The 26,463-nt window shown below is 70.1% G+C and carries 19 protein-coding genes and 4 pseudogenes; 12 read left to right on the forward strand and 11 right to left on the reverse strand.

Translation table 11 applies throughout. From position 1 onward, the window contains the following. Positions 1–91: 91 nt before the first annotated feature. Positions 92–274, reverse strand: a complete 183-nt coding sequence (locus tag AB0E67_RS24520) for a hypothetical protein (protein WP_362030512.1) — start codon at positions 272–274, stop codon at positions 92–94. Between the two features lie 83 nt (positions 275–357). Next, entirely contained in the window at positions 358–1,509 is a 1,152-nt protein-coding gene (locus tag AB0E67_RS24525; RefSeq protein ID WP_362030514.1) for an acyl-CoA desaturase, read from the reverse strand. 328 nt (positions 1,510–1,837) lie between these two features. Between AB0E67_RS24525 and AB0E67_RS24530 the strand changes: the two genes are divergently transcribed. The 6 genes and pseudogenes from AB0E67_RS24530 (at position 1,838) to AB0E67_RS24555 (ending at position 10,980) form a co-directional block, all read left to right on the forward strand. Beyond that, complete coding sequence (locus AB0E67_RS24530) at positions 1,838–4,747, forward strand: DEAD/DEAH box helicase (RefSeq protein ID WP_362030515.1); 2,910 nt, start codon at positions 1,838–1,840, stop codon at positions 4,745–4,747. Next, positions 4,744–6,177, forward strand: a complete 1,434-nt coding sequence (locus AB0E67_RS24535; protein WP_362030517.1) for an SWF or SNF family helicase — start codon at positions 4,744–4,746, stop codon at positions 6,175–6,177. The genes AB0E67_RS24530 and AB0E67_RS24535 overlap by 4 nt, the downstream gene beginning before the upstream one ends. A 173-nt stretch (positions 6,178–6,350) precedes the next feature. After that, positions 6,351–6,626 (forward strand): annotated as a pseudogene (locus AB0E67_RS24540) (esterase-like activity of phytase family protein); the annotation flags it as partial. A gap of 699 nt (positions 6,627–7,325) precedes the next feature. After that, positions 7,326–7,919 (forward strand): peptidoglycan recognition family protein, encoded by a 594-nt coding sequence (locus tag AB0E67_RS24545; protein WP_360109518.1) that lies wholly within the window; start codon positions 7,326–7,328, stop codon positions 7,917–7,919. A gap of 125 nt (positions 7,920–8,044) precedes the next feature. Continuing rightward, on the forward strand, positions 8,045–9,328 hold the full coding sequence (locus AB0E67_RS24550) for a GAF domain-containing protein (protein ID WP_362030519.1): 1,284 nt from the start codon (positions 8,045–8,047) through the stop codon (positions 9,326–9,328). 128 nt (positions 9,329–9,456) lie between these two features. Next, positions 9,457–10,980: an aldehyde dehydrogenase family protein gene (locus AB0E67_RS24555; protein ID WP_362030521.1), complete on the forward strand. Its 1,524-nt coding sequence runs from the start codon at positions 9,457–9,459 to the stop codon at positions 10,978–10,980. Between the two features lie 262 nt (positions 10,981–11,242). Here AB0E67_RS24555 and AB0E67_RS24560 read toward each other — a convergent pair whose 3' ends face one another. Beyond that, on the reverse strand, positions 11,243–11,812 hold the full coding sequence (locus AB0E67_RS24560; protein ID WP_362030523.1) for a hypothetical protein: 570 nt from the start codon (positions 11,810–11,812) through the stop codon (positions 11,243–11,245). Positions 11,813–12,304: 492 nt separating this feature from the next. Here AB0E67_RS24560 and AB0E67_RS24565 point away from each other — a divergent pair, with 492 nt between their 5' ends. Beyond that, positions 12,305–12,862, forward strand: coding sequence for a DoxX family protein (locus AB0E67_RS24565; protein WP_362030525.1), 558 nt, complete (start codon positions 12,305–12,307; stop codon positions 12,860–12,862). Positions 12,863–13,291: 429 nt separating this feature from the next. Here AB0E67_RS24565 and AB0E67_RS24570 read toward each other — a convergent pair whose 3' ends face one another. The 6 genes and pseudogenes from AB0E67_RS24570 to AB0E67_RS24595 form a co-directional block, all read right to left on the reverse strand. Next, complete coding sequence (locus AB0E67_RS24570) at positions 13,292–14,566, reverse strand: cytochrome P450 (RefSeq protein WP_362030527.1); 1,275 nt, start codon at positions 14,564–14,566, stop codon at positions 13,292–13,294. A gap of 326 nt (positions 14,567–14,892) precedes the next feature. Next, positions 14,893–15,169 (reverse strand): annotated as a pseudogene (locus AB0E67_RS24575) (transposase); the annotation flags it as partial. Between the two features lie 75 nt (positions 15,170–15,244). Beyond that, positions 15,245–15,808, reverse strand: a pseudogene (locus AB0E67_RS24580) (AMP-binding protein); the annotation flags it as partial. After that, a pseudogene (locus AB0E67_RS24585) lies at positions 15,706–15,942 on the reverse strand (integrase core domain-containing protein); the annotation flags it as partial. The pseudogenes AB0E67_RS24580 and AB0E67_RS24585, both read right to left, overlap by 103 nt. Before the next feature lie 146 nt (positions 15,943–16,088). Further along, the gene (locus AB0E67_RS24590; protein ID WP_362030529.1) at positions 16,089–16,277 is read right to left on the reverse strand and encodes a hypothetical protein; all 189 of its coding nucleotides are present in this window, start codon (positions 16,275–16,277) and stop codon (positions 16,089–16,091) included. Between the two features lie 16 nt (positions 16,278–16,293). Next, the gene (locus AB0E67_RS24595) at positions 16,294–16,695 is read right to left on the reverse strand and encodes a hypothetical protein (RefSeq protein WP_362030531.1); all 402 of its coding nucleotides are present in this window, start codon (positions 16,693–16,695) and stop codon (positions 16,294–16,296) included. 128 nt (positions 16,696–16,823) lie between these two features. Between AB0E67_RS24595 and AB0E67_RS24600 the strand changes: the two genes are divergently transcribed. The 3 genes from AB0E67_RS24600 (at position 16,824) to AB0E67_RS24610 (ending at position 21,490) form a co-directional block, all read left to right on the forward strand. Then, positions 16,824–17,231, forward strand: coding sequence for a hypothetical protein (locus AB0E67_RS24600; RefSeq protein WP_362030533.1), 408 nt, complete (start codon positions 16,824–16,826; stop codon positions 17,229–17,231). Between the two features lie 317 nt (positions 17,232–17,548). Next, positions 17,549–20,320: an AAA family ATPase gene (locus AB0E67_RS24605; protein ID WP_362030535.1), complete on the forward strand. Its 2,772-nt coding sequence runs from the start codon at positions 17,549–17,551 to the stop codon at positions 20,318–20,320. 345 nt (positions 20,321–20,665) lie between these two features. Beyond that, complete coding sequence (locus tag AB0E67_RS24610; RefSeq protein ID WP_362030632.1) at positions 20,666–21,490, forward strand: sigma-70 family RNA polymerase sigma factor; 825 nt, start codon at positions 20,666–20,668, stop codon at positions 21,488–21,490. A gap of 485 nt (positions 21,491–21,975) precedes the next feature. Here AB0E67_RS24610 and AB0E67_RS24615 read toward each other — a convergent pair whose 3' ends face one another. After that, a complete protein-coding gene (locus tag AB0E67_RS24615; protein ID WP_362030634.1) occupies positions 21,976–22,362 on the reverse strand; it encodes a cupin domain-containing protein in 387 nt (128 codons plus the stop codon). Positions 22,363–22,942: 580 nt separating this feature from the next. On the opposite strand from AB0E67_RS24615, the gene AB0E67_RS24620 reads away from it, so the two are divergent. Beyond that, entirely contained in the window at positions 22,943–23,689 is a 747-nt protein-coding gene (locus AB0E67_RS24620; RefSeq protein WP_362030537.1) for an SDR family oxidoreductase, read from the forward strand. A gap of 776 nt (positions 23,690–24,465) precedes the next feature. Continuing rightward, positions 24,466–25,698: a cytochrome P450 gene (locus AB0E67_RS24625; protein WP_362030539.1), complete on the forward strand. Its 1,233-nt coding sequence runs from the start codon at positions 24,466–24,468 to the stop codon at positions 25,696–25,698. A gap of 388 nt (positions 25,699–26,086) precedes the next feature. Here the strand turns inward: AB0E67_RS24625 and AB0E67_RS24630 are convergent, their stop codons facing one another. After that, positions 26,087–26,461 (reverse strand): hypothetical protein, encoded by a 375-nt coding sequence (locus AB0E67_RS24630; protein WP_362030541.1) that lies wholly within the window; start codon positions 26,459–26,461, stop codon positions 26,087–26,089. Between the last annotated feature and the right edge of the window lie 2 nt (positions 26,462–26,463).

A 26,463-nucleotide genomic window follows, 5' to 3' on the forward strand; every position in this document is an offset into this window, starting at 1 on the left:
TCGCGGCGGGCCGTCGCAGGTCGACCGGGCCGCGCTACGCGGCCCCTCCCTGCCTCTGCACCTCCGCTGTCGCCTTTCCCGCCGGCTCCCGTCAGCGGCCGATTTCTTTGCGGGTGATCCTGCGGAGCCTGCGCCGCTGGCCGGGATCAAGCATCAGATAGCCGATCGTCGGCACGCCGACCAGGACGAGCAACGACAGCCAGAACCCGATGAAGGGCATCAGGACGACCGCCGCGACGACTCCCCCGATGGCGATCTTGGCACTGTTCGACATCGTCACACGCCTCCTTCACGGCCGCAGCCGTTCCTGTTGTGGGAACGCCCGCGGGGTCCCATCGGTTCCAGCCTGCCCGAAAGTCACCTCAGCGGCTCGCCGACCTCGTGCATGTGCCGTAGCGCCTGCCGGTACGACTCGACGAGCCCGGTCTCCGTGTACGGCATGCCGAGCGCCTCGCAGTGGGCGCGCACCAGGGGCTGCGCCAGCCGCAGGTGGGGGCGCGGCATGCTCGGGAAGAGGTGGTGTTCGATCTGGTAGTTGAGCCCGCCGAGGAACCAGTCGGTGAGGGCGCCGCCGCGCACGTTGCGCGAGGTGAGGACCTGGCGCTGGAGGTGCCCCCAGCGGTCGCCGTCGGGGTCGGGCATCTCCATGCCCTTGTGGTTGGGCGCGAACGCCATGCCCAGATGGAGCCCGAAAAGGGCATGGTGCAGGAGCGCGAAGGCGGCGGCCTTCCCGGGCGACATGACCGTGAGCAGCAGTGCCGTGTAGAGACCGAGGTGGGCGACCAGGAGCAGGGCCGAGAGGGCGCGCTCCCTGGCGGGCTGGCGGCTCAGGTACTGGAATCCGGAGATCTTGAGGGCGACGCCTTCGAGGAGCAGCATGGGGAAGAACAGCCGGGCCTGGTGGCGGGTGAGCCAACGGGCGAAGCCCTCGCGCAGGGCCGCCTGTTTCCGGGTCCAGACCAGGGCCCCGACGGCGACGTCCGGGTCCTTGTCGACGTGATTGGGATGGGCGTGGTGGCGCACGTGTTTGTCATTCCACCACGCCTCGTTCATGCCCAGCAGCAGGTTGCCGTGCACGAGGCCGACGACCCGGCTCGTCCGGCGGCGGGCGGATATCTGCGCATGCCCGGCGTCGTGCCCGATGAACGCGGTGCGGGACCAGAAGACTGCCAGCGGCAGTGCGAGCAGCAGGGTCAACCAGCTGTCGCCGATGAGGAACATGCCGGTGACCACTGCGCCCAGGGCGAGCAGGTTGACGGCGACGCCCAGCGCGTACCAGCCGGTGCGGTGTTCCAGAAGGCCCTGGCCCTTGACCGTTTGGAGCAGCGGCGCGAAGTCGCTCCCCCGGTTCGGGGCCGTGCCACGCCCCGGCGCGGATTCCCGGCTCGCGGTGGGCCCCCGACCCGGAACGGTTCCCTGGCTCGGCGCCGTTTCGCGGCCTCCCGTCTCTGGGGCGTCTCCCGTACCGTCTCGGACACCTTCCGCGACGGTGGACATGGCCTGGGACATGGGGTCTCCGGTCTCTGGAAGGCTGCGTTGACCTGTCGAAACGTACGGTCGCCGGAGCCCTGGCGGCCATGGCGCCACCACCCCTGGTCCACTGGGGCCAGCCCCCGGCCGCCGAGGGGGGCCGGCTGCACCCGGGACGCCGCGGGGCAGGTGGACGGCGGGGCCGGCAGGCCAGCAGGCCGACCGGAGTACCGCATCAGCCGAGGGCCGAACCCCGCCGCCCGACAGTGACGCAGATCACCGCATCGTCAGGCATGAACCGCTCGAGCGCGGAGTACCCTCGACCCTCCAGCAAGCTAGTCAAATTTGAGGAATTCGGGCCATCGCTGTGCACAGGTTCCCTGCCGCAACGCTTTCCGAGGTCTCCGCAATCTCCGGCTGTACCGTGGTCTTCCTCCCCGGGGACCCGTTCCGTGCCGGCCGTATCGCCTTCTGGCATCCGGACGGCAGTCCTCCGCCCGACGGTCCCGGCTCCGTCGAGGAGTTGGCCGTCGTCGGGGCCGACGCACAGGTGTACGTCGTACCCGCGCTGATGCTCCCCGTCCGGGACGCGCTGCCCGTGCTGACGCGCGCACGCCTCGCCCCGCATGCCTCCGGCGCCGCCGCCTTCTGGGGCGCCGCCGCACTTCTCGCGCTGCAACTCGCCGCCCGCGGCCTGCTGCTGCCCGGGCTCACTGCCACCGATCACGACGCCTGGCGGGCCGGTCCGCTGCCCGCGGACGACCAGGAGCGCGTCCGTACGCTCGCCGCCTCGATGCCGCCGCTCGCCCACGCCGTTCCGCTCGACGCGTCCGCGCACCCGGTGCTGCTGCCGGAACCCGAACGGCTGCTCCGCGCGTTCCTCGACGCGGTGGCCGACGGCCTGCCGCGTACGCCGGCCGCGGCCCTCGCCACGACGAGCCCCGCGTTCGCCGTCGCCGAGGCGCGGCGTCTGCCGGGCGGGCGCGCCTGGGCCGCCGATGTCGCGGCCGGGCACGATGCGGGCGTCCGGCTCTCGCTGCGGGTGGAGGTGTCGGGGCTGACGGACGCGGGAGCGGACGACGAGCCTCTGGCCGGAACTGCCGACGGCGCCTCCTTCCGCGCCGTCCTCCAGATCCACGGTGTCGGCGATCCGGCGCTGGTCGCCGATGCCGCAGACGTCTGGACGGGCGCGGGGGCGGGTCCCGCCGCGGCGTTCGGCCCACGCGCCCGCATGGACGCACTGCTGTCTCTGCGGCGGGCCGCCCGGGCCTGGCCCGCGCTGACACCACTGCTGTCGGCCGCCGTGCCCGACTTCGTCGAACCGGCCGACGAGGAGCTCGCGGAACTCCTCGGTCCGGCCGGACGGGCCCTCGCCTCGGCCGGGGTCCAGGTGCACTGGCCGCGCGAACTGGCCCGCACGCTCACCGCGCGTGCGGTGATCGGCCCGCCCGGCGACGACGCCGGCCAGGGGCCCGGGGGACCGGTCCGTACCGGCCCGGAGGCTCCGTCGTTCCTGTCGACGGACGCGCTGCTGTCGTTCGACTGGTGGTTCGCGCTGGGCGACCAGAAGCTCAGCCGTGCCGAACTGGACCGGCTCGCCGAGGCCAACAGGCCGCTGGTGCGATTGCGCGACCAGTGGGTACTGATCGATCCCGAGGAGGTGCGACGCGCCAGGGAGACCCGGGACCGCAAGGTCGCGCCGATCGACGCGCTGGGCGCCGTACTGACCGGTTCCACCGAGTTCGACGGCCGCCGGGTCGCCGTGCGCGCCACCGGTCGGCTGGAACAGCTGCGCCGCAGGCTGGCGGATCCGGAGTCCCATACGGCACGGGACGAACGGTGGACGATCGGTCAGCCGGCCGCGCTCGACGCCGTGTTGCGCGACTACCAGCTGCGTGGTCTGAACTGGCTGCACACCATGACCTCGCTCGGTCTCGGCGGCTGCCTCGCGGACGACATGGGCCTCGGCAAGACCATCACCCTGATCGCGCTGCACCTGCACCGGCTCGCCGCCGATCCGGACACCGGACCGACCCTCGTGGTGTGCCCGACCTCGCTCATGGGGAACTGGCAGCGGGAGATCGAGAAGTTCGCGCCGGGCACACCGGTCCGCCGCTTCCACGGCGGGGCGCGCGACCTGACGGGACCGACGGCCGGCGAGTTCGTCCTGACCACCTACGGCACCATGCGGCTCGATGCGGCGAGGCTCGCCGAGATCGAGTGGGGTCTGGTGGTCGCCGACGAGGCACAGCACGTCAAGAACCCGTACTCGGCGACCGCCAAGCAGCTGCGGACGATCGGCGCGCGGGCGCGGATCGCGCTCACCGGCACCCCGGTGGAGAACAACCTGTCGGAACTGTGGGCGATCCTCGACTGGACCACGCCCGGCCTGCTGGGCCGCCTCGGCACCTTCCGCACGCGCTACGCGCGCACCGCGGAGGGCGGCGATCCGGCGGCTGCCGAACGGCTCGCGGCATTGGTGCGGCCGTTCCTGTTGCGGCGGCGCAAGTCGGATCCCGGTATCGCCCCGGAACTGCCGCCGAAGACCGAGACGGACCGGACGGTGTCGCTCACCGCGGAGCAGACCGGACTCTACGAAGCGGTGGTCCGCGAGACCCTGACCGCGCTCTCGACCGCCGACGGCTTCGCGCGGCGCGGGCTGGTGGTGAAGCTCCTGACGGCCCTGAAGCAGATCTGCAATCACCCAGCGCAGTACCTCAAGGAGAACGCGACGCGGATCGAGGGCCGCTCGGGGAAGGTGGAGCTGCTGGACGAGCTGCTCGACACGATCCTGGCGGAGGGCGCGGGCGTGCTCGTGTTCACGCAGTACGTGGCCATGGCCCGGCTGCTCGAACGGCATCTGGCGGCCCGGGGCGTACCCACGCAGTTCCTGCACGGCGGCACACCGGTCATGGAACGGGAGGCCATGGTGGGGAGATTCCAGGCGGGCGAGTGCCCCGTCTTCCTGCTGTCGCTGAAGGCGGCCGGTACCGGGCTCAACCTCACCCGGGCGGGGCATGTCGTGCACTTCGACCGATGGTGGAACCCCGCGGTGGAGGCGCAGGCCACCGACCGCGCGTACCGGATCGGCCAGACCCAGCCGGTGCAGGTGCACCGGCTGATCGCCGAAGGCACCGTCGAGGACCGGATCGCCGACATGCTGACCAGGAAGCAGGGGCTGGCCGACGCGGTGCTCGGCTCCGGCGAGGCGGCGTTCACCGAACTGACGGACGCGGAACTGGCCGAACTGGTGGAACTACGAGGGGGCTCCCGATGAACCACGGGCACGACGGACACGGCGCGTACGGCGGATACGACAGCGAGGCGGGATACGGCGCCGACGCGGCATCGGCGCAGGAACGTACCTTCACCGCGCTGCCGCCCGCACGCGGACGCGGATTCGCCGACTCCTGGTGGGGACGGGCGTGGCTCAAGGCCCTGGAGGACACCGCGCTGGACGGCTCCCAGCTCAAGAAGGGGCGCGGGGTCGCGCGCGAGGGCCTGGTCGGCGCGGTGTCGGTACGGCCGGGCCGGATCACCGCGGTCGTCCGCGACCGGGGCGGGTCGGCGTACCGCAGCGACGTGCTGTTCCAGGAGCTGGACGAGGCGGACTGGGAGCGTTTCCTGGACGTGGCCGCCGCCCGTGCCGGGCATGTCGCGGCGCTCCTCGATCGCGAGATGCCGCCCCATCTGGTCGAGGACGCGGCGGCGGCAGGGGTGGAGCTGCTCCCGGGCATCGGTGACCTGGAACCCGAATGCAGCTGCGAGGCGTGGGACCACTGCCCGCACACCGCCGCGCTGTGCTACCAGGTGGCGCGGTTGCTCGACCAGGATCCCCTCGTGCTGTTGCTCATGCGGGGGCGTGGCGAACGTCGGCTCCTGGACGAGCTCCAGCTGCGCATCGTGGCCCGTGCCTCGGAACGGGCCACGTCCGGCCGGGGTGCCCCGGACGACGGGTCCGGTGCCGTGCGCACCGCGTCGGCGGAGGCGGGGGACGGGGGTGTGCGGGCGGACGAGGCCTTCGCCGCACGGGACATCCTGCCCCCACTGCCCGCTCCCCCGCCCCTGCCGGACGAACCGGGTCCGGTCCCGTCGCTGGAGACGGGGACCGAACCGGAGCCCGGCATCGACACGGCGGTCCTGGAGCTGCTGGCGGCCGACGGCGCGGCGCGTGCCCATCGGATGCTGGCGGACGCCCTCTCCCCCGACCACGCGCGCCGGCCGCTGCCCACCGCGTTGACGCCACGTCAGGACGTCGTGCGGCTGCTCGCGGACGCCCGCCCCGAACCCTGGATCGCGAAGCGGCTGGCCGCCGGATCGGGACGGAGCCCGGCCGCCCTCGACGCGGCGGTGCGCGCCTGGCGGTACGGCGGGGTGGCCGGTCTCGCCGTGCTCGACGAGGAGTGGACACCGGACCCGGAGGCCCTGACCAGGGCTCAGGCCCGGCTCACCGCCGCATGGGAGGAGGACGAGCGCCCCGGACTGCGGGCAGTCGGCAACCGCTGGACGGCGGCGGAGGACGGTGTGCAGCTCCGGTACGGCCGGGACGGCCGCTGGTGGCCGTACCACGACGAGGACGGGAACTGGGTGCCTGCAGGCCCCGGGGACGAGGACCCGGCGGCGGCGTTGGGCGGTGCAGAGCCTCCCGCTCCCCCGTCCGTCGCCGCGCGCCGCCCCGGTGTTCGACTCGATGTCACCGCACGTTGAGAGGGAGAACGGAGCCTGACGCGCCTCCGAGCTGTTCGTGAGTCAGGAGGCCCCATGTCCACGCGTGTTGTCCGTCGTTCCCTCGCCGTCGGGCTGCCGCTCGCCCTGCTCGCGACGGTGTCGGTCGCCGCCACCGCAGCGGGATCCTGGGCTCCGTCCGGGACGCCCCGGCCACGTCGCCGTCGTACGAGGAACTCACCGCCCCGCCGGCGGCCGGCGTGCCGGTGCTCCGCAAGAGTCTGGTCGTCGACCTCGGGAAGGTCCCGGGAGTGCCCGGGAAGATCGAGGGCGTGGCGGTGACGGGACGGAACACCCTCGCCGTCATCAACGACAACGACTTCGGGATGACCGACGGCCCCGAGGCGTTCGACGCGAGCGGCCGGCTCGTCGACAGCGGCATCGACACGTCGGTGACGCTCCTGAAGCTCCCGCGTCCGCTGCGCGGCTGACCACCGCCGCGCCGGCCACCGACCGGATACGGCGGGTCAGGGTGGTCGGCGGCACCGGCGGGTTCTGCGCCGGCTTCGTGCACACGGTGCCGGTCTTCGCCGGTTCCGAGGCCGCTGCACCGATCGCCGGGAGGACGAAGGACCCGCGACGCATGATGCGGGGCGCAGTGCTCGGCGCGGCGCTCCCACCGGTCTGGTGCACCCGCGGGCGTTCGCGCGGCTCCACCCGCGCCGCCGCTCCCCCGTCGTCGGTGTGCCGAGGCCGGGCGACGGCCATGCCCGTCAGGGCGAGGCGAGACCTGCGGCGTGGCGCTGGAGTACGCGATGACCACGGTGTTCCTGGTCGAGCTGCTGAACGGCGCTTCGACGCCGTGTCCGCGCACCGAGTCCGACAGCCATCCGATGTCGACGACTTCCGCGCGTCCGCTCGAAGGCGCGCCCCGCATATTGCAGTTGGAGCTGGTGCGGTGGCCGGGCCGCGACTACGGTCTGTCCGAGCTCGACGCCTGTCAATTGGTCGGTCATGGAGGGGAGGCGCCGTCGGTGAACGCGTACGGCCCCAACCCCACGAGCGTCGCGAACACCCGCAAGGAGTGGCTGCCCGCGGTGCTCCGCAGGAGACCGTGGCGCTCCTCTCGTGGCCCTGACGCCTCTTGTCCTGTTCCTCCGTCTCGATTCCCCCCACGTACAGGAGTTCTCATGCACCGCAGAAGGATCCTTCAGGGCGCCGCGGCGACGGCGGCAGCCGCACTGCTGCCCGCGTCCGCCCGCGCCGCGGCCGCCACGACGGCGGGCGACACGGATTACCCGGTCGCCCATTGGGCGCCCGCGTCCACGTCCAACTACACGGCGTCGAACCGCCCTTCGACCTATCCGGTCCAGTACGTGATCATCCACGTCGCGCAGGAGACGTTCTCGGACACGGTCGGGATCTTCCAGAACCCTGCCAAGCAGGTCTCAGCCCACTACGTGGTGCGTTCGGGGGACGGCTACGTCGCCCAGTGCGTCCGGGAGCGGAACATCGCCTGGCACGCGGGGAACTGGGACTACAACACGCGCAGTATCGGCATCGAGCACGAGGGCTGGGTGGATCAGCCGTCGTACTTCACCAACGCCATGTACGAGAAGTCGGCGCTGCTGACCGCCTCGATCTGCGACCGTCACGGCATCCCCAAGGACCGGGCACACATCCTCGGCCACGCCCAGGTCCCGGGCTCCGACCACACCGACCCCGGCCCGAACTGGGACTGGGTGCGCTACATCCGTCTGGTCAACCTGTACTCGGCTGGCTGAAGGGTCCCCCGCCCCGGCGTCCTCCCGAGCGGCGACACCCGTCCGGTCGCCGCGCGCCACGGTTGTGGCGGCCGTTCGCTGCGGCCACGATGGGAGTGCACGACGCGCCTGGACGGGAGGGTGAGTTGACGGACCCCTGGGTAGCCCTGGCAGCCGGTACGGACCCTGGGCGGTGGCTCGGCCGGCTGCGGCATGCGCACGAGGTGTTCACCACGGCCGGGCGGCTGGAGCACCCGGTGCGGCCGGTGGTCGGCGAGTCGTGGCGGCGTTCGGCCCGGGCCCGGGTCAGCCCCGACGGCACGGCCCCGGTCGAACTGGGAGCGGACGATCTGGGGCCGTACCGGGACGGGCATCCCCTGGCCCCCGTCATGCCGGTGATCCGCGAGCTGATGTGCACGTACGCGACGGACGGGGAGCACCTGCTCGCGGTGTGCGACGCACACGGCAGACTGCTGTGGGTCGAGGGACATCCGAAGGCGCGACGCGCCGCGAGCCGGATGAACTTCGTGGAGGGCGCCCGCTGGGCGGAGTCCGTTGCCGGGACGAACGCGCCGGGCACGGCCCTCGCCGTCGACCGACCGGTGCAGGTCTTCGCCGCCGAGCACTTCCGCCGGACGGTCCAGCAGTGGACGTGCGCGGCGGCACCGCTGCACGACCCGCGCACGGGACGGGTGCTGGGCGCGGTGGACATCACCGGAGGGGACCGGCTCGCGCATCCGCACAGCCTGGCGTTCGTGCAGGCGGTGGCGCGGGCCGCCGAGTCGCAGCTGGCCCTGCTCGCGCCCGCGCCCGGCGACGGGACCGTACAGCTCACCGCGCTCGGCCGGGACGAGGCGCTGCTCGTCGCGGGCGGCCGCAGGGTGCGGCTCAGCAGACGGCACAGCGAGGTCCTGGTGACCCTGGCCCGGCATCCCGAGGGCCTCGGCGGCGACGAACTCCTCGTCGAACTGTACGAGGACGAGTCGGTGACCCCCGTGACGCTGCGGGCCGAACTCTCCCGGCTGCGGCGGCTTCTGGGGCCAGAACTCCTGCTCTCCCGCCCCTACCGGCTCTCGGCCGCCGTCGATGCCGACTTCGACACGGTGGCGCGCAGACTGGCGTCGGGCGCGGTGGCGTCGGCGCTGGGCGTCTACGCGGGCCCTCTGCTGCCCGGTTCGCAGTCACCGTCCGTCGTCCGCTTGCGCCACCGGCTCGACGAGCAGTTGCGGGCGGCACTGATCGCGCGCGGTGACCCGGGGCTGCTGGCCGACTGGGCGCACAGCCCCTGGGGCGAGGACGATCTTCCGGTCTGGCGTGCGCTCGCGGCGGCGGCGCCCGGGGACCGTCGCCCGGCACTGCTCGCCCGGGTCCGGGCGCTGGAGACGGAACAGGGGGCGGCAGGGCCGGGCCCTGTCCTCGAACTGCCGTAGCGGGCGGAAGGCCGACGACAGCCCCAGGGCTGTCCCGCGTGTGCAACGGGGTTGCAACGTGGCGCGGTCTACCCTCGCGCCGAGAGCCGTCCAACGGCGGGCGGCACCGGATCCGGGAGACCACAGAGATGACCCGTTACGCCGCGCCGGGCACCGAGGGCGCCATCGTCTCGTACGAGTCCCGCTACGACCACTGGATCGGCGGTGCGTACGTCCCGCCCGTCCGGGGTCAGTACTTCGAGAATCCCAGTCCGGTGAACGGCAGGCCGTTCACCGAGGTCGCCCGGGGCACTGCCGAGGACGTCGAACGCGCCCTGGACGTGGCCCACGCCGCGGCGCCCGCGTGGGGCGCCACCTCGGCGGCCGACCGTGCCTCGATCCTCAACCGGATCGCCCACCGGATGGAGGCGCATCTGGAGGAGCTGGCGGTCGCCGAGAGCTGGGACAACGGCAAGCCGGTGCGCGAGACCCTGGCCGCCGACATCCCGCTGGCCATCGACCACTTCCGTTACTTCGCCGGCGCGCTGCGCGCGCAGGAGGGGACCCTCAGCCAGATCGACGACGACACCGTCGCGTACCACTTCCACGAGCCGCTGGGTGTGGTGGCCCAGATCATCCCGTGGAACTTCCCCATCCTGATGGCGACATGGAAGCTGGCTCCCGCGCTCGCGGCGGGCAACGCGGTGGTCCTGAAGCCGGCCGAGCAGACCCCGGCCTCCATCCACGTGTGGCTGAAGCTGGTCGCCGATCTCCTGCCGCCCGGCGTGGTCAACATCGTCAACGGCTTCGGCGCCGAGGCCGGCAAGCCCCTCGCGTCCAGCCCGCGCGTCGCGAAGATCGCGTTCACCGGCGAGACCACGACGGGGCGGCTGATCATGCAGTACGCCTCCGAGAACATCAAGCCGGTCACGCTGGAGCTGGGCGGCAAGTCCCCGAACATCTTCTTCGACGACGTGTGGAACGAGGACGACGACTTCCGCGACAAGGCCCTGGAGGGCTTCACCATGTTCGCCCTCAACCAGGGCGAGGTGTGTACCTGTCCGTCACGCGCGCTGATCCAGCGCGGGCTCTACGACGAGTTCCTGCAGGCGGGCATCGCCCGCACGGAGAAGATCGTGGCGGGGAACCCGCTGGACACGGACACCATGATCGGCGCGCAGGCGTCCAACGACCAGTTGCAGAAGATCCTCTCCTACCTGGACATCGGTCGGCAGGAAGGCGCGAAGATCCTCACCGGCGGTGAGCGGATCGAGCACGACGGGGAGCTGGCGGGCGGCTACTACGTCCAGCCGACGGTCTTCGAGGGCGACAACCGCATGCGGGTCTTCCAGGAAGAGATCTTCGGCCCGGTCGTGGCGGTGACGTCCTTCTCGGACTTCGACGACGCGATCAGGACGGCGAACGACACGCTGTACGGCCTCGGCGCGGGCGTATGGACCCGCGACGTCAACACCGCGTACCGCGCGGGCCGCGCCATCCAGGCGGGCAGGGTCTGGACGAACTGCTACCACGCCTACCCGGCCCATGCCGCATTCGGCGGCTACAAGCAGTCGGGCATCGGCCGGGAGAACCACAGGATGATGCTGGAGCACTACCAGCAGACGAAGAACCTGCTGGTGAGCTACTCGCCGAAGAAGCTGGGCTTCTTCTAGTGCCGTGACCGGCAAGGCTTGCCCGGAAGGAGCGTCGTCCGGTGCGTGCGATCGCAAGGCGGCCGGAAGCCCTCGAATGGGGTCTCCCCTGCTCGAACGAAGTCGAGAGCTCGGGGAAGGGTCTACGTGGGCTTTTGGCCAACGCTGCGAGCGTGAGTGCCGGGCGGCGCGACGGGGCAAACGTTGCCGGGAGCGGCACCAGACGCACGAAGAGAGGCGCCTGACCTGGTCTATTGCCCGTCAGGCGCCTCACCCAGCCGATTCACGGCTGGGCCCGATTTGCGTACCAGCCCCCAATTCCCACCTCCGTGAAGTACCCCTTTTCAACAGTGGTATTGAGAGAATCGTTGAACGCAGCCCTCTTGCGGCGCGCTGTCTTGGCCGCAGCCGCCTTTCCGTCCAGTTTTCGGCACATGGCATCGAGAGCGCGCCGGAGAACGTCGGCTTCCGTGGGCGCGCTGCCCGGCAGAGAGTTCCGCTTCATCCAGTCCAGGACATGGCGCCGCTCCTCGGCGGGTTCACGATTCCAGGCGTTCTTGTCGAACGCCCACGAGTACGGGGCACGCCTCCGTGCCCACGGTTCGGAACACGTCGCGCCAAGGCGCACCAGGGCGGGCGTGATGGTGACAAAGGCATCGGCCAGGGTACGGTCCGCAGCCGGCACACACTGGCCGGCCAGATCAGGATCGGGATCAGGCCGAGTCGGCAGGAACCACTTCTGCCCCTTGGCCGGCCGCCTCATGTCGACCGGGCCGCCCACCGCCTCCTCGGTGCCGACGGCGGGCCGTGGGCCTGAGCAGTCCGGGCCTGCGGCGCCCACGTCGACGAGCACGGCCGGTGCGCCTGGTGCCGCGCTCCACAGCAGCCGCGCGGTCCTTACGGCGCTTGAGCAGCAGCATCGCACCGGTGACGCCGTAGGCGACGGTGGCCTGCGCGAGCGGGCCGCCCATGGCGGCTCCCAATCCGATGTTCTTGGCTTCCTCTGCACCGCCGGTGATGACACACCGGGAACCCGAAGGCGACCTGACATCTGGATGTGTGGACGGGTCCTGTCGAGGATCGGCGTTCGCATCCCGGGTCCTCAGCCACACGTTCCGGCCCCGATCATCAATTGCCGACAACTCCGAAAGCATGTGCCGTGCAAGGGGAAGTCGGAAGGCCGGTGAGCACCCGGATGCACGGTCCCGACAGCTGAGACAGGATCGGTATCAGAAGGTGGTTTGTATTCCCGCGACATTGCGCGGGGACTCGCCGCCAACCGGTGCCTCGGCGTCCGGCCGAGCTGGGGGTGACACCCATTCCGGCGTTCAACCGGAGTTTTCTCATGACTACCAAGCGCATTCCGAACCGTCTTGCGTATCCGACGGAATCGGTGACGCGCGGCACTGCCGTGCCCTTGGCGACCGCCGCCGACTGCGGTCTTCTGCTCATCAGACTGACCTTTGGACTGCTGCTGGCGGGGCACGGCGCGCAGAAACTGTTCGGCCTCTTCGGGGGCCACGGCCTGACGGCGACCGGCATGGTCTTCGAGGCCCTTGGGTTCCACCCGGGGAAGCTCTTCGCGGCGATCGGTGGCGGGTCCGAGTTCCTGGGTGGCCTCGGCCTTGCCCTGGGGCTGTTCACCCCGCTGGCGGCCGCCGCCCTGACAGGCGTGATGATCAACGCCATGGTGACCGTCACCGGCGCCCACGGCCTGTGGGACACAAACGGCGGCGTGGAGTACAACATCTGCATCACCGTCGTCGCCCTGTCCATCGCTGCCATCGGCCCGGGCCGACTGGCCGTCGACCGGTTCTTCCGCTGGGGCGACGGCGGCTGGCCCGAGGCGGCCTTCGCCCTGGGGCTGGGCGGCATCGCCGCGGCGATCACCCTCAGCCTCTGAGGACGGCAAGAGGACCGTTCCCCGACCCCTGCCCGCAGGGAAGCCGCAGGTAGGGGTTTGCGGGGCCCCTGTCAGTGACACACGGCGGCACCATCAGTAGTGGGAGCGGCAGCAGGTGTTCAGCAGCAAGTGTTCATTCGCGGTCGCTCGAGCAACCTTTGGGCTGGAGATGCTTGAGCGCGAGTGGTCACGGCCCCGTGAGGTTGCGGCGCGTCGGGCAGTGTGTGCGCCTGCCCTGCAAGGCGCGACGTCGGGACCACGCTCTTCGAGGCTCGCGCCGAAGTGGCGGCCCGACTGATCGTTTCAGAATGCTGCCCGGAGTCGGAGGGATTTGTTGTTGCAGGTCAGCCCCGCCGGGCCCTGGTGTACTCGTCGGCTCGGCTTCTTTGAGGAGGGGCGCTTGCGGCCCTGTCACTGAAAGCAGGACTGTCAGCCGCGCAAGGTGGCACGCAGGCGCAAGCCGACAGTTGTCAGACCTCCGAAGGTGGTTACCAGGTAACTGGGTTCCGGTCCGGGCGGCTCGCTCACGTGGTAGCAGCGGGCGGTCTGCGCAGTCAGGAGCGTCAGCATCGCCATGGCCAGAGCGGCCCCCTCGCAGCCATGCGGCCCGGTACCGAAGGAGAGGAAGACCTCGGGTTTCGCCGGCGAGCCCGAATCCTCGAGCCAGCGTTCGGGCTTGAACTGGTCCGGCTCGAAGAATTCCCGTGCGTCGCGGTGGGCGGTGTAGGGGCAGACAAGAACGGTGGACCCGGCGTCGATGGTGTAGTCGGCGAGCTGAGTCCGACGCGTGGCGCGCCGGGTCAGTAGCCAGCTCGGGGGGTGCAGTCGAAGCACCTCGCGTACCAGTGCCTGGGTGTATCGCAGGCTGTCGAGGTGAGCGCTGGTCGTCGCGGCCGGGTCTGCGGGCAGCAAGGCGGCTTCGGCCGCGACGCGGCCCGCGGCCTGGGGGTACCGGGCCAGGTGGAGCAGGATCCATCCGGCTGCCCGGGAAGGCGTCTCGAAGGTGGCGACGGTGATTCCGGGGAGACTGTCGAGGATGGCCTCTTCCGGCAGCAGACCGTAGCGGGAGGAGGGCCGGAGCATCTGTCCCAGCACGTCGTCACCGAGGTGGCCCGATGAACGGCGCCGACGGACGACGGAGCGCAAAGCGTTGGTGAAGTCGACTTGCTGCCGTGTACGGAACCGCCGTGCCGGTGTGGGCATCCAGCGCGGCCATACCCAGCGCGAGGGGCGTACGAGCATGTCCCTGGCCAGGAAGAGCTGTGAGGCAAAGGGCAGCAGGGTGGGAGCGTCTTCGGAGAAGAGGTAGCGCACGCCGATCTCTGCGAGGGCGTGCCGGAGCGGGGGAAGAATCTCGATGTCCTGGCCCGTGGGCCATTGGTCGGCAAATCGAGCGGTCCCGGGTGCAATCTCGCCGATCCGGGCCGCAACCGCCTGCGGGCGTAGTCCGCGCATGCGGGCGGCGTGAGCGTGCGCCCGCTCCTCGGGCGCCTGTGCTCCGCTCGTCCGCTTCAGCGGCGGGAAGAGGGGCGAGCGTACCTTGAGGAAGTCCTGTGCGCGGCGCAGGACCTCTTCACACGGCCCGGCCGTAGCGGCTACATAGACCCCAGGCTCCAGCTGCCAGACGTCCCCACACTCGTCGGCGCCACGGCGCGCCAGTGCCAGCCGGTCGCGGCTCCAGGCCGCAAAGCTGCTTCCGGGCAACCGCGGCGGCTCATTCGTTCGGCCCATGAGATCGTCCCTGGCTCTCGTCCCTGTCCAGGCCGATAGCGTCGGCAGCGTGGCCGTGAGCCGGCGGGCGCCCGAGGGAGCCCGCCGACAGTGCGGTCAGGTCCAGTCGTGTTCGCCGTACGCACCGTAGTGGCGGCTGAAGGACAGCTTGCCGAGCAGCTTGGCGATCATGGTGCACTCCTCTCGACTCTCTTCAGCACCCAAGCGCCATATGTTTCATATTTCCACACACGCCAGATATGTCACCCCTAGAACGTCGGCTGCACGCATGGATCCAACTGATCGTTTTAGACGTCATCTCATTTGGCGAGTCTGCGGTAGCAGACGAAGGTGCGGGCGCTGCTGGTGAAGGCGAGGAAGTGGGCGGCTTTGTGTTCGTAACGCCGATGGAGGCGGCGGCGCCCGTCGAGCCAGGACATGGTGCGCTCGATGGTCCAGCGGTGCCGGCCAGGCGCTGGGATGTCTCGATGCCCTTGCGGGCGATGCGGTGGGTGATGCCACGCTTGCATAACCATTGCCGCAGGTGGTTGTAGTCGTAGCCCTTGTCGCCGTGGAGAGGCGGCCCGGACGGGCGCGAGACGACGGACCCAGCGGCCCGGCCGGGGCTGCCACCCGGCTGCAGAGCCGGCTTTCGGCGAAGCCAGTGACAGCCGTATACATCGTGGGGACGCCGAGGAAAATGGTGACCCTGTCCCGGTGCATGATCTCCAGCGCCTTTCCCGAATCGAACCGCGGCAGCAAGGTCAGAGTCGCCCCGGCTGCGATCGCGGTGTTGAGAGCACAGGTCTGTCCGAAGGCATGGAACAGTGGCAGGCCATCGAACAGGACATCGTTCGGCCCGACATGGAGCAACGTTTCGGCCGCGGTGGCCGCGTTGGTCAGCAGGTTGCGGTGGGTCAGCTCAGCACCCTTCGGGATCCCCGTTGTGCCCGAGGTGTAAAGGATCACGGCCGTGTCAACCTCCGCCCGGTCGATGACCTGGGGCATCGGGTCGGTGGCCTGCACCAGGGAGCCGAAAGCGGTCGGGTCCGTGACCAGGCATTCGGCCCCGACCTCTGTCGCCGCAGCAGCGGCGGGCCTTGTCCCCGAAGAATGGACACCTGTTCGTATCGTTATGCGGCAAGTGTCAGAGTAGCTGACTGCCGCTCGTAGGCGATCGGTGCCTGCTGTCCGTTCGCCGAGTGCCGGCGACGGGTGTTGTAGCGCGCGGTCCAGCGGAAGACCGCCAGGCGGCAGGCGTGGACCCCGTCGAAGCGGCGGGCATCACGGAGCGTCTCGCGTTTGAGGGCCGCGTTGAACGACTCGGCAAGTGCGTTGTCCGCGCTCGTGCCGACCGCACCCATGGACCGGCGGCCCCTCGACTTCCCGAACCGGAACCTCCATTTCCCCTACCACCGACTTCAGATAGTCGGCGCTCCACACCCGCGGGGCCACTTGTCCGGGTGGCCAGCCGACGACCACTCTGGGCTCGCCGCCCCCATAAGGAGGCCGGAAATCATCCCACGCTACGCGGGGGACTGGAGCCAGCATCGTCGCGGTCGCCCTCGTACGCGGTCTCGTCGTCGATGGGGCAGGTCCAGAGGCTGTCTCCGCTGGCGGTGAGGACCGAGTCCGTCAGGTCGCCGACGACCTCTCGCCTGAGATCCAGCCGCTTCAGGTGGACTGATTCGTCGTTCGTCTCCATGGTGACCGGACCTCTCCTATTTCAGAACGGCTTCCCGCAACAACTTCATTCCCACCCGCTCCGAGTGCTGCGAACAACTCGGCTTCCCGATGCCGAGACCGGCAGCCAGGGCACGCATCTTCTGGTCGTAACCGTCCAGCGCCGCCATGTTCGGCAGTTCGACAAGGAGCATGACGTCCCAGTCGTCAGGATTTCCGAGCGGTGCGAGCAGCGTACGGTATCCGAGGATGATTCGCTGCTGCTTCGCAGCCTCCATCAGGGGCTTCCAATTGGCCCCCAGGCATGACAGATAGGAATGCGTCTGCCCTTGCTTGGCACGAACGAACTGGATGGACCAGACCGAACCCTCCGTATAAACAGCTCTCTTCCCGGTCGCCTCTCCCCCGGTCTTCATTGATGGTGCTTCCGTATCGGTCACCGGCGCTCCTCGACCCGATTTTTCGACTGTGCGCTCCCATATTTTGGTCGCATGGGCCGGGGCGCAAGTCGGGCATACGGAAGAACACTGGCAGCCGAGTCGACACGGTTCCCTCTTACGCCACCCGCATGAAGGTCGTCTTGCGGGTCGCCGACTTCACCGCGTTACTGAGAGGAAGAAACTCCCAGCGCCCCATCCGAAAGGATCCGATGATGGCAGAGCAGGCAAGTGGCACAGCTCAGTGGACGATGATCGACAAGGTCTCGGAGGAGATCCGGTCCGAGCCGTGGAGCATGTACTGGCGTGAATGGAAGAGCGAGAGCGAGGAGTTCGGCCGCTTTCTCCGTGACCCGATCAGCGTGCTCGCAGGCGACATGCGCGAGGTCGAGCGGGATTGGACGGTGTCCTCCACCATCGCCAACCATCACGTGGGCATCGGTCACAGCCCCATCTGCATTGTCGCGATTTCCGTGCCGAGCGAGCGCCGCGTCTATCTGTGGATGTACAAGCACGCCCCGGACGGAGCGGACACGTAAGGGCTGTCCCGGTCATCTTCTCGACTCCACCCGCGTGAAGGCCGCCGACCTCCGGGCCGGTCTGGTCGGAGTGGTCTGCGGACTCGCCACCACAGCCCTGCTGCACCGCCCTGCCGCGCCTCTCCCCCACTCCTCCGAAGCAGGGCGTCCCGGATACCCTTGGCCATTCCTTGGCCACGGACAGCTGAGGAACGATCAGTCGATCTTCAACGGTGGCTGTCCGGCTGGTGATTGTCCGGGTCATGCGCACTGATGCATGATTGGGGACGACCCGAGTTGATCAGGGTCCTACTCTTGACCTGCACGGTGGGTGGTGGATGGCGAGCGGCGCTCCTCGGCGGGGGCTGCATGGTCGGCGCAGCGAGTGCGGGGCGCTGGATCAGGTGATCGCCGGTGCCCGGGCGGGGCGGAGCGAGGTACTGGTGCTGCGTGGCGAGCCCGGAGTCGGCAAGTCCGCGTTGACTCAGTACCTGGTGCGGAGCGCGACAGGATGTCAGATCCTGCGGGCTGTCGGCGTCGAGTCCGAGATGGAGCTGGCATTCGCAGGATTGCACCAACTGTGCTTGCCGATGATGGGGCGACTCGATCGTCTTCCCGGCCCGCAGCGCGATGCCCTGTCCGTCGCGTTCGGGCTGAGGGCGGGGAGCGCGCCGAACCGCTTCCTGGTGGGTCTGGCGGTGCTCGGCCTGCTGGCCGAGGCGGCGGAGGAACAGCCGCTCGTCTGCGTGGTGGACGATGCCCAGTGGCTCGATCGGGTCTCCGCGCAGACACTGGCCTTCGTCGCGCGCCGACTGCTGGCGGAGCGGGTGGCTTTGGTCTTCGCGGTGCGCACGTCGACGCCTGCTCCGGGCGACGACCCGTTGGTCGGGCTGCGGGAGATGGTGGTCCAGGGACTGCGCGACGACGACGCGCGTGCACTTCTGGAGTCGGTGGTCCCCGGACGGCTGGATGAACGCATCCGGGATCGGATCGTCGCCGAGACCCGCGGCAACCCACTGGCTCTGCTGGAATTGACCCGGGGGGCGACCGCGGCCGAACTGGCCGGCGGATTCGGGCGTCCGGACGCGCGGCCTCTGGCGAGCCAGATCGAACAGAGTTTCCTGCGACGGATCGGGGCGCTTCCGGATGCGGCGCAACGGCTGCTGCTGGCGGCAGCCGCGGAGCCGGTGGGGGACGTGTCGTTACTGAGGCGGGTGGCCGAGGCGCTCGGCATCGGTGCGGACGCCGCAGGGGCGGTCGAGGCGGCAGGGCTGATCGAGTTCGGGGCACGGGTGCGGTTTCGTCATCCGCTGGTGCGTTCGGCGGCCTACCGCGCGGCCGACCCCGAAGAACGCCGGGAAGTGCATCGAGCGCTGGCCGAGGTGACCGATCCCGATGCCGACTCTGATCGCCGAGCCTGGCATCGTGCCCACGCGGCGGCCGAGCCCGACGAGGTCCTGGCAGGCGAGTTGGAACGTTCGGCCGGCCGGGCCCAGACCCGCGGCGGTATCGCGGCGGCGGCCGCGTTCCTGAGACGCGCGACCGAGCTGACGCCCGATTCGGCCGGACGGGGAACGAGGGCGGTGGCCGCGGCGCAGGCCGCGTTCGAGGCCGGGGCTCCCGACGCGGCACTCGAACTCCTCGCCGCCGCGGAGCTGAGTCCGTCGGACGAGGTTCGGCAAGCCCGGCTGACCCGGCTCCGCGCCCAGATCGTGTTCGCGCGCAGGCGCGGCGGTGAGGCCCTGCCGTTGCTGCTCGACGCGGCCGACCGGCTGGCGCGGGTCGGCGATCGACAAGCGCGTGAGGCGTACCTCGATGCGATCGGAGCGGCGGTCTTCGCGGGCCGCCTCCAAGAACGTACCGGGGTGCGGGAGGTGGCCGAGACCGCCCTCTCCGCGCCGCGCGGGCCACGACCTCCGCGGCCGACGGACATGCTTCTCGACGGCCTGGCGACGTACCTCGCCGAAGGGCGCGTCGAAGGCGCGTCGCTGTTGAAGCCCGCGCTGGGGGCGTTCAGGCGAGCCGCCGGACGCGACGGGGACGACGTCATGCGCTGGCTCTGGCTGACGTGGCTGGTCGCCGGCGACATGTGGGACGACGAGACATGGCATGTTCTGACTGCACAAGCGGTCCGGTCGGCTCGCGTGACCGGTGCACTCAACTTCCTTCCCCTGGCCCTCGGTTACCGGGCCGCCGTACACGTGCACGCGGGTGAGTTCGACCTCGCCTCCGCGTTGATCGACGAGTCCGCCGCGATCACGGAAGGGACCGGTCACTCGCCCATCGCGTACCCCTCGCTTCTGCTCATGGCCTGGCGTGGCGAGAACGCCCGGGCGGCGGAGCTGATCCGGAGCGCCGCTCGCGACGCAATCAGCTGGGGCGAGGGGCGGGTGATCGGTCTGGAGCACTACCTGCGCACGGTGTTGTACAACGGCCTCGGCCGGTACCAGGACGCCCTGGCCACCGCGGAACGCGCGGTGGAGCACGAGGATCTGGCGGTTGTCGGTTTCGCCCTCGTCGAGCTCGTCGAGGCCGGTGCTCGCAGTGGTGCGCCCGAGGCGGCCGCGGCAGCCCTGCGCCGGCTCGAGGAACGAGCCCGCGCCAGTGGCACGGACTGGGCCCTCGGCGTTCTGGCCCGGTCGGCAGCGCTGCTGTGTGACGGTCCGGCCGCCGACCGGCTGTACCGCGAGGCCATCGAGCACCTCGAAGGCAGCCGGATCGCCGTCCATCTCGCCCGCACCCATCTGGTGTACGGCGAATGGCTTCGTCGTGAGAACCGGCGCATCGAGGCGCGCGAGCAACTGCGCACCGCCTACGAGATGCTGCGGGGGTTCGGAGCGACGGCCTTCGCCGAGCGCGCCCGTCGCGAGCTCCTGGCCACCGGCGAGACAGTACGGCAACGAACGATCGACCTGCCCGACGTACGCAAGACCCTCACCGCGCAGGAGGCGCAGATCGCCCGGCTCGCCGCCGCCGGAATGACGAACTCGGAGATCGGCGCCGAGCTGTTCATCAGCCCTCGCACAGTCGAATGGCACCTGCACAAGGTGTTCACCAAGCTCGATGTCAACTCGCGGAACAAGCTCCGCGCCGCACTGGCCCTCGCCTGACGGCCGACCGGCCGACCACCCGGGCTCACTCGCGGCTGCATGTTCAGGGCGATCGCCGAGAAGAGCGCTCCCCCGCCGACTGAAGGCCGCCCCCGGATCGCCTCTCCTGCCCCCGTCGCCCCGAGCAGATCAGCGGCCCGTGCGCGGCGCTCGCCGACGGCATGCCGGTGTCGGTGCTCCTGACTCGACGAGCATCGGCCTCACGCCGGTCGGAGAACCAGGGATCGCCCGGAGACCGGGGGGTGGACCGGGGATTTCCTGGGCGCGACGCAGGGGGCCGGGGCGCGAGCGTGTTCGCAATGGCATCGACGGATGCCGAGTGTGAACGGAGCCGTGACCGTGTCCATGAACCTGCCGAAGTCGTGTGCGAACCAGCCGTCGCCCCCGAGGGACGTCTCCCTGGGCGAGGCGGTCTCCGTCTTCGTGGAGCTGCAGCGACGTCTTTTCGGCATCGCGTACCGAGTGCTGGGAAGCGCGACCGAGGCCGAGGACGTGCTCCAGGAAGTGTGGTTGCGCTGGCAGAAGACCGACCGTTCGGCAGTGGTCAACCCCGCGGCCTTCCTGTCGTGTGCCACCACCCGACTGGCCATCAACGTGGCCCAGTCCGCCCGGGTCCGCCGACAGAACTGCATCGGCCCGTGGCTGCCCGAACCCATCGACACCAGCAGCGACCCCGAGGCCGGCGTGCAGCAGGCCGAGGAGCTGGACCTCGCGCTGCTCCTCGTACTGGAGAGGCTGACCCCTGTCGAGCGGGCCGTGTACATATTGCGCGAGGCCTTCGAATACACGTATGCAGATATTGCCGACGTACTTCGACTCAGCGCTGTCAACGCCCGCAAAATCGCGAGCCGCGCCCGTCGGCATCTCCTGGCCGAGCGGCGGGAGGTCGTGGACGCGGTACAGCATCGACGACTGCGGGAAGCCTTCGTCACGGCGGCCCGGACCGGCAACGTCGCCTCCTTGGAAACGTTCCTCGCCCCGGACACCATCGGCCGCTCCTTCGGCCGCGGGACCCGCGGCTCCGCCCTCGACTCCGCGCCGGGCTCCACTCACGCGGCGCACGCCCGCGCCTCCTCCGGTGGTCCGCACCGCGGCACCCGGGACCGACCGTCACGGGCCTCCGCCCACCGGCGCGGCCCGGCCACTGCCGGCGTCACTGCTGGCGGCTGACGTCAACAGCGGCTGTCCGTCGGCGGCCTCACCGGGCCGATGCGTCCCACGCGGATGCGGGACACGGGTGCGCAGCACTCATCGCCCCACGTCTCGGCCACCCGCACGCATCCGCGTGCGCGTCCCAGTGCGTCGCGCTGACCATGGCGACCTCGGCAGGCCTTGGCAGGAGGGGTCGGCAGGCGGAGCCTCACGGCCTCGGGAGCGCGCAGTGAGGCGGCCGTCCCTCTCGCCGGACTCGATCTGACATGCGGGATCGAACATGCCCCGGAAAGCACCGGGCACGGCGCGGACACCCGCGACGGCGCGCTCCCGTTCCGCGCCCACGGTCGAGGCGTATGGGCAGAGCCTGGGGACACTGTCCTCGGAGACGACGCGAAGCAGCCCGTACAGGGGCTGCGGCCGTGACCAGCGTCGGCCGTACGCCGTGTTCGGAACCGGCGCGCGAGCTCGCGAGCGGCGTGATCACCGAAAGGGGTGGCAGGTCAGTGGGTCGGCCGGGGAGCACGCAGGTGGGCCCGCTTCTGCAGTTCCTCCCTGTCGACCAGTTCGAGCATGGGCCTCCCCGGCGCACACATCATGGTCACCACGAAGCGGGTCCGTGCGTCCGTCAGCGCGTTTCCGTCCTGGTAGTGGATGACGTCGCCACCCGGCTCCCAGAATGTGCCGCCTGTCTCGATCACACGCTCGGGCTCGCCTTCGAGTTCGAAACGGACGGCGCCCTCGATGACGTATCCGAACGCCGGTCCCGAGTGGCGGTGCGGAGGGGTGCCCGGGTCGCCGGGCTCCCACTCCACGTACACGGTCATCGCCGAAGCGCCCTCGGGGATGGTGATCGGCGAGGCGTCCTGCAGCACCTTCACCGCCGTCATCCAGCTTTCCGATCCGTCGTCCTGGTCGGCTCCGTGCGCGTGCGCCGAGTCCTCGTGGGTCACTGTGTCGCACCTTCCGTAGGTCCACCATGTCATGGGATGGGCGCATCGTCCGTAAAAGGTCAGGTGACAATCCCATGACGGTACGACAGTTTCGACCGAGAACCCCGGAATTCTGTGACACCTTCGGCCCGTCGCCGCCCTGCGGCAAAACTCTTTTCGGCCCGTCGTCTCGTCATCCCGAAGGTCTCGCCACGGATTCCGGCTCGCTTTCATCGGCGCGGTCCGTGCCGATGAGAGATTCAGAGCCGGACCGAGTAGTCACCCGGTCCTAGCTTTCCGCCGACAGGCGTCCTTCATGTCGCTTTCCAGTGGCTGATCCGCTCCCCCGTCGCATGGTGGGCCATCATGCCTCGTGCGGAAACCCGACCGTCTCGTAGTGAAATCTCCCGAGATTCACCCGGACGCCTGTCACACATTCAGTGACCACCCTGTCCTGCCCGATACGAGCCGGCGGCCGATCAGACGGGCCGTCTGGCATCGGAGAAGCAGAAGAATTTCCGAGAGAGGATTTTCCATCATGAAGATCGTAGTGATCGGTGGTACCGGACTCATCGGCTCGAAGCTGGTAGCCAAGCTCAACGAGCACGGCCACGAGGCGGTGCCGGCGGCGCCCAGCACCGGCGTCAACACACTGACGGGCGAGGGCCTTGACGAGGTCCTGAAGGGCGCCTCGGTCGTGGTCGACGTGTCGAACTCCCCTTCGTTCGAGGACGAGGCCGTCATGACGTTCTTCCGCACCTCGACCACCAACCTTCTCAGGGCCGAGGCGAACGCCGGCGTGACCCACCATGTCGCGCTCTCCGTGGTCGGCACCGAGCGGCTCCAGGAGAGCGGCTACTTCCGTGCCAAGCAGGCGCAGGAGGAGCTGATCAAGGCCTCCGGGATTCCGTACTCCATCGTCCACGCCACGCAGTTCTTCGAGTTCGTGAAGGGCATCGCAGCCTCGGCGACCGACGGTGACACCGTGCGGCTGGCTCCCGTGAAGATCCAGCCCATGTACTCCGACGACGTGGCCGCCGCCGTGGACCGTACGGCTGTCGGCGTCCCCGTCAACGGCATCGTGGAGGTGGCCGGTCCTGACACCTTCCATTTGGACGAACTCATCCGCACGGGCCTGGCGGCCGAGAACGACCCGCGCACCGTCGTGACCGATCCGCAGGCCCCGTACTTCGGAGCCGTGCTGCGGGAGACCACTCTCCTTCCCGGCCCCGACGCGCGCATCACCGAGACCCGTTTCACCGACTGGCTCGCGCGGCAGAGCTGAGTCCTCCCGGGGGGCCCTGTGGGCAGGGCCCCCCGGCCTCGGCCATGCCTTCCGCCGCCCGGAGCGCATCCGAGTGCCCGGCCTCCACTTCGGGCTTCGGCGGCACCGTGAACGGCTCCCACGATCGTGGTCGTGCCTGCCCCGGTCCGGGCTGTCCAGCCGACGGCGCAGGAGAGGCCGCCGTGCACGGAGACAGCCTCGCCGCCGGTCGCGTCGTCCCTTCCGGATCCCGATGGGTGAAGAAGAGCGTCCTGCCGACGTGGCCCCGCATCGCCCGAGCCCGGATCAGGATCGGGCCGACCGGGTCGGCGGGCGCGGATCACGGCCGCCGGGCCCGGCCGACGAAGTCCGCGGGCGATGTCCGCACTGCGCGCCTGGTGACGTCGAACGGCGCACCAGCCACGGACTGGGGACGGTCGCGGTCCATGAAGTAGGCGCGTCGGAAGCAGCGAGGCAGCGCTGGAAAGGGAGCCGGCCGCAGTCGTCGCCCATCCCGGTTCCGTCCGGCGGGCATTCGTCGAGGAGCAGGTGCTCGCACGTGTCACAGATCCGTCGGCCGCTCGGTCGATCGGTGTGCAGGATTCACAACGACCCGGACTGGTCTCGGTGGCCCGGACGACGGGTGGCTTCCTCATCGGACGGAGACGCCGCAACACAGCACCGGCCCGAGGAGGATGCCTCCGTCGCCGAGCCACCGAAGTCATCCCGCCGCTCAGCACATGGCACACGCTGTGTCGGCAACACGTATTCCTCATACCAGAAGGGAACCCCCGGACATGCCCGATGAGCAGCCACTCGTCCTCGACCCCACCGGTGCCGACCACCACGCCGAGGACCGGGCCCTGCGCGCCCGCGGGGAGGCCACGCTCGTGGACATCCTCGGCGTGACCGCGTGGTCCGTCTCCGATCCGAGCCTCCTGAAGCAGCTCCTGACGCGCACATACGTCTCCAAGGATGCTCGCGCGCACTGGCCGGCCTTCGCCGACACGGTTGCGACCTGGCCACTCGCCCTCTGGGTGACGGTCGACAACATGTTCACCGCCTACGGCAGCGACCACCGACGTCTGCGCCGTCTGATCGCCCCGGCCTTCTCGGCCCGACGCATCGCCGCCCTGGCTCCCGTCGTCGAGGACCTCGTCACGGGCATCCTCGACGACCTGGACACCCTCCCTGCCGGTGAAGTGGTCGACCTGCGCGAGCACTTGGCCTATCCACTGCCGATCGCGGTCATCGGTCGGATGATGGGTCTTTCCTCCACCCAGCTGAACGGGCTCCGTACGGTGGTGGACCGAGTGTTCGCCACTACTCTCTCCGCCGAGGAGGCCGCGGCCAACACGACCACCCTCTACCAGCTTCTCGACGAGTTGATCGCAGGGAAGCGGGCCTCGCCCGGCGACGACATGACCTCCCTCCTGATCTCCGCCCGCGACGAGGAGGGCGACGGCAGTGCGCTCAGCGACTCCGAATTGCGCGGCACACTCGTGCTGATGATCAGTGCCGGCTACGAGACGACCGTCAACGTCATCGACCAGGCGATCACATCCCTGCTGGCCGACCCGGAGCAGCCGGCCCACGTCCGGGCCGGCCGGTGCGACTGGAACGACGTCGTCGAGGAGACGCTGCGCCACGAGCCGGCCCTCAAGCACCTGCCTCTGCGCTACGCGCTCGAGGACATACCGCTGTCCGGCGGGCGGACCATCCGGGCCGGGGAGGCGATCCTCGCCTCCTACGCCGCCGCCAACCGCCACCCGGACTGGCACGGTGACGACGCCGACCTCTTCGACGCCACCCGAACCACCAAGGATCACCTGGCTTTCGGGCACGGCGTCCACTACTGCCTCGGCGCCCCCCTCGCCCGCATCGAAGTCGCCGCCGCCCTGCGCCAGTTGTTCTCGCGCTTCCCCGAGGCCCGACTGGCCGTACCCGTCAGGGAGCTGCGGCCTCTGCCGACCCTGATCAGCAACGGGCACGTGGCCCTTCCCGTTCGCCTGCGTCCGGTGGCGCAGTGACGGCTCCGCCTGCGAAAAGAACGACCACGACCTCGCCTGCCCGCGAACACACCGCTCACTCCGGCGGACGGCCGCGTCACCCGACGCCTCGTACGCGGGCTCCCGGCTCGCCGGATCGCCACCGCCGCGTCGCTGTCGCTCGAAGCTGCTTACGCCTGTCTCCGCACCGTGCGAAGGTCACCACGGCGAGGAGCATCGCCGCCGATCGATGTGACCGTATTCCAGATCCGGGCCCGTGTGCAGGTCGGATTCGCCCCATGCGGTGGCCCACTCCACCGCCGTAGGATCGGGCCGGCCGGGCCGGGACCGGCACGGCAAGGAGTGCACCCTCCCCGGAGGCGTACCCGGGCCGTCGCAGACAGACGCAGATGGTGTCGAGGTGGCGCCTTCATTCCCGCGCGTCGGGCGGTGGACCGGCTGCGGAGAGCAGGAAGTCGGCGAAGTGTTCCGTCAGCGGCTCGCCCATGAGTGGTTCCAGGAACGGGAACTGGCCCTGCGGGTTCACCTCGAGCCATACCGGCTGCCCGTCCGGCGTCAGCTTCAGATCCACCACGCCCATGCGCGGTCCCGGTCGGTTCAGGACAGCGCCCACCTGGCGGCCGACGTCCTGCGGAACGGGCCAGGGAGTTATGGGAACTTGGAGATCGGGCCGCCAGTCGATTTCTTCCGTCTCGATGAGCGCGGCATACATGTGCTCACCGAAGCAATCGAGCCTGATGTGCCGACAGCCCTCGATGTATTCCTGGTAGGTGGCGGGACACACCG

The organism is Streptomyces sp. NPDC032161, assembly GCF_040636995.1.
In the GTDB taxonomy this organism is placed as follows: Bacteria; Actinomycetota; Actinomycetes; order Streptomycetales; family Streptomycetaceae; genus Streptomyces.

What these genes read in the sequence shown, in the direction of transcription:
- AB0E67_RS24620 (WP_362030537.1), top strand. Translation starts at nt 22,943, where the DNA reads ATGAAGATCGTAGTGATCGGTGGTACCGGACTCATCGGCTCGAAGCTG.
- AB0E67_RS24555 (WP_362030521.1), top strand. Translation starts at nt 9,457, where the DNA reads ATGACCCGTTACGCCGCGCCGGGCACCGAGGGCGCCATCGTCTCGTAC.
- AB0E67_RS24610 (WP_362030632.1), top strand. Translation starts at nt 20,666, where the DNA reads ATGAACCTGCCGAAGTCGTGTGCGAACCAGCCGTCGCCCCCGAGGGAC.
- AB0E67_RS24615 (WP_362030634.1), bottom strand. Translation starts at nt 22,362, where the DNA reads ATGACGGCGGTGAAGGTGCTGCAGGACGCCTCGCCGATCACCATCCCC.
- AB0E67_RS24545 (WP_360109518.1), top strand. Translation starts at nt 7,326, where the DNA reads ATGCACCGCAGAAGGATCCTTCAGGGCGCCGCGGCGACGGCGGCAGCC.
- AB0E67_RS24565 (WP_362030525.1), top strand. Translation starts at nt 12,305, where the DNA reads ATGACTACCAAGCGCATTCCGAACCGTCTTGCGTATCCGACGGAATCG.
- AB0E67_RS24525 (WP_362030514.1), bottom strand. Translation starts at nt 1,509, where the DNA reads ATGTCCCAGGCCATGTCCACCGTCGCGGAAGGTGTCCGAGACGGTACG.
- AB0E67_RS24600 (WP_362030533.1), top strand. Translation starts at nt 16,824, where the DNA reads ATGAAGGTCGTCTTGCGGGTCGCCGACTTCACCGCGTTACTGAGAGGA.
- AB0E67_RS24520 (WP_362030512.1), bottom strand. Translation starts at nt 274, where the DNA reads ATGTCGAACAGTGCCAAGATCGCCATCGGGGGAGTCGTCGCGGCGGTC.
- AB0E67_RS24590 (WP_362030529.1), bottom strand. Translation starts at nt 16,277, where the DNA reads ATGGAGACGAACGACGAATCAGTCCACCTGAAGCGGCTGGATCTCAGG.
- AB0E67_RS24625 (WP_362030539.1), top strand. Translation starts at nt 24,466, where the DNA reads ATGCCCGATGAGCAGCCACTCGTCCTCGACCCCACCGGTGCCGACCAC.
- AB0E67_RS24605 (WP_362030535.1), top strand. Translation starts at nt 17,549, where the DNA reads ATGGCGAGCGGCGCTCCTCGGCGGGGGCTGCATGGTCGGCGCAGCGAG.
- AB0E67_RS24535 (WP_362030517.1), top strand. Translation starts at nt 4,744, where the DNA reads ATGAACCACGGGCACGACGGACACGGCGCGTACGGCGGATACGACAGC.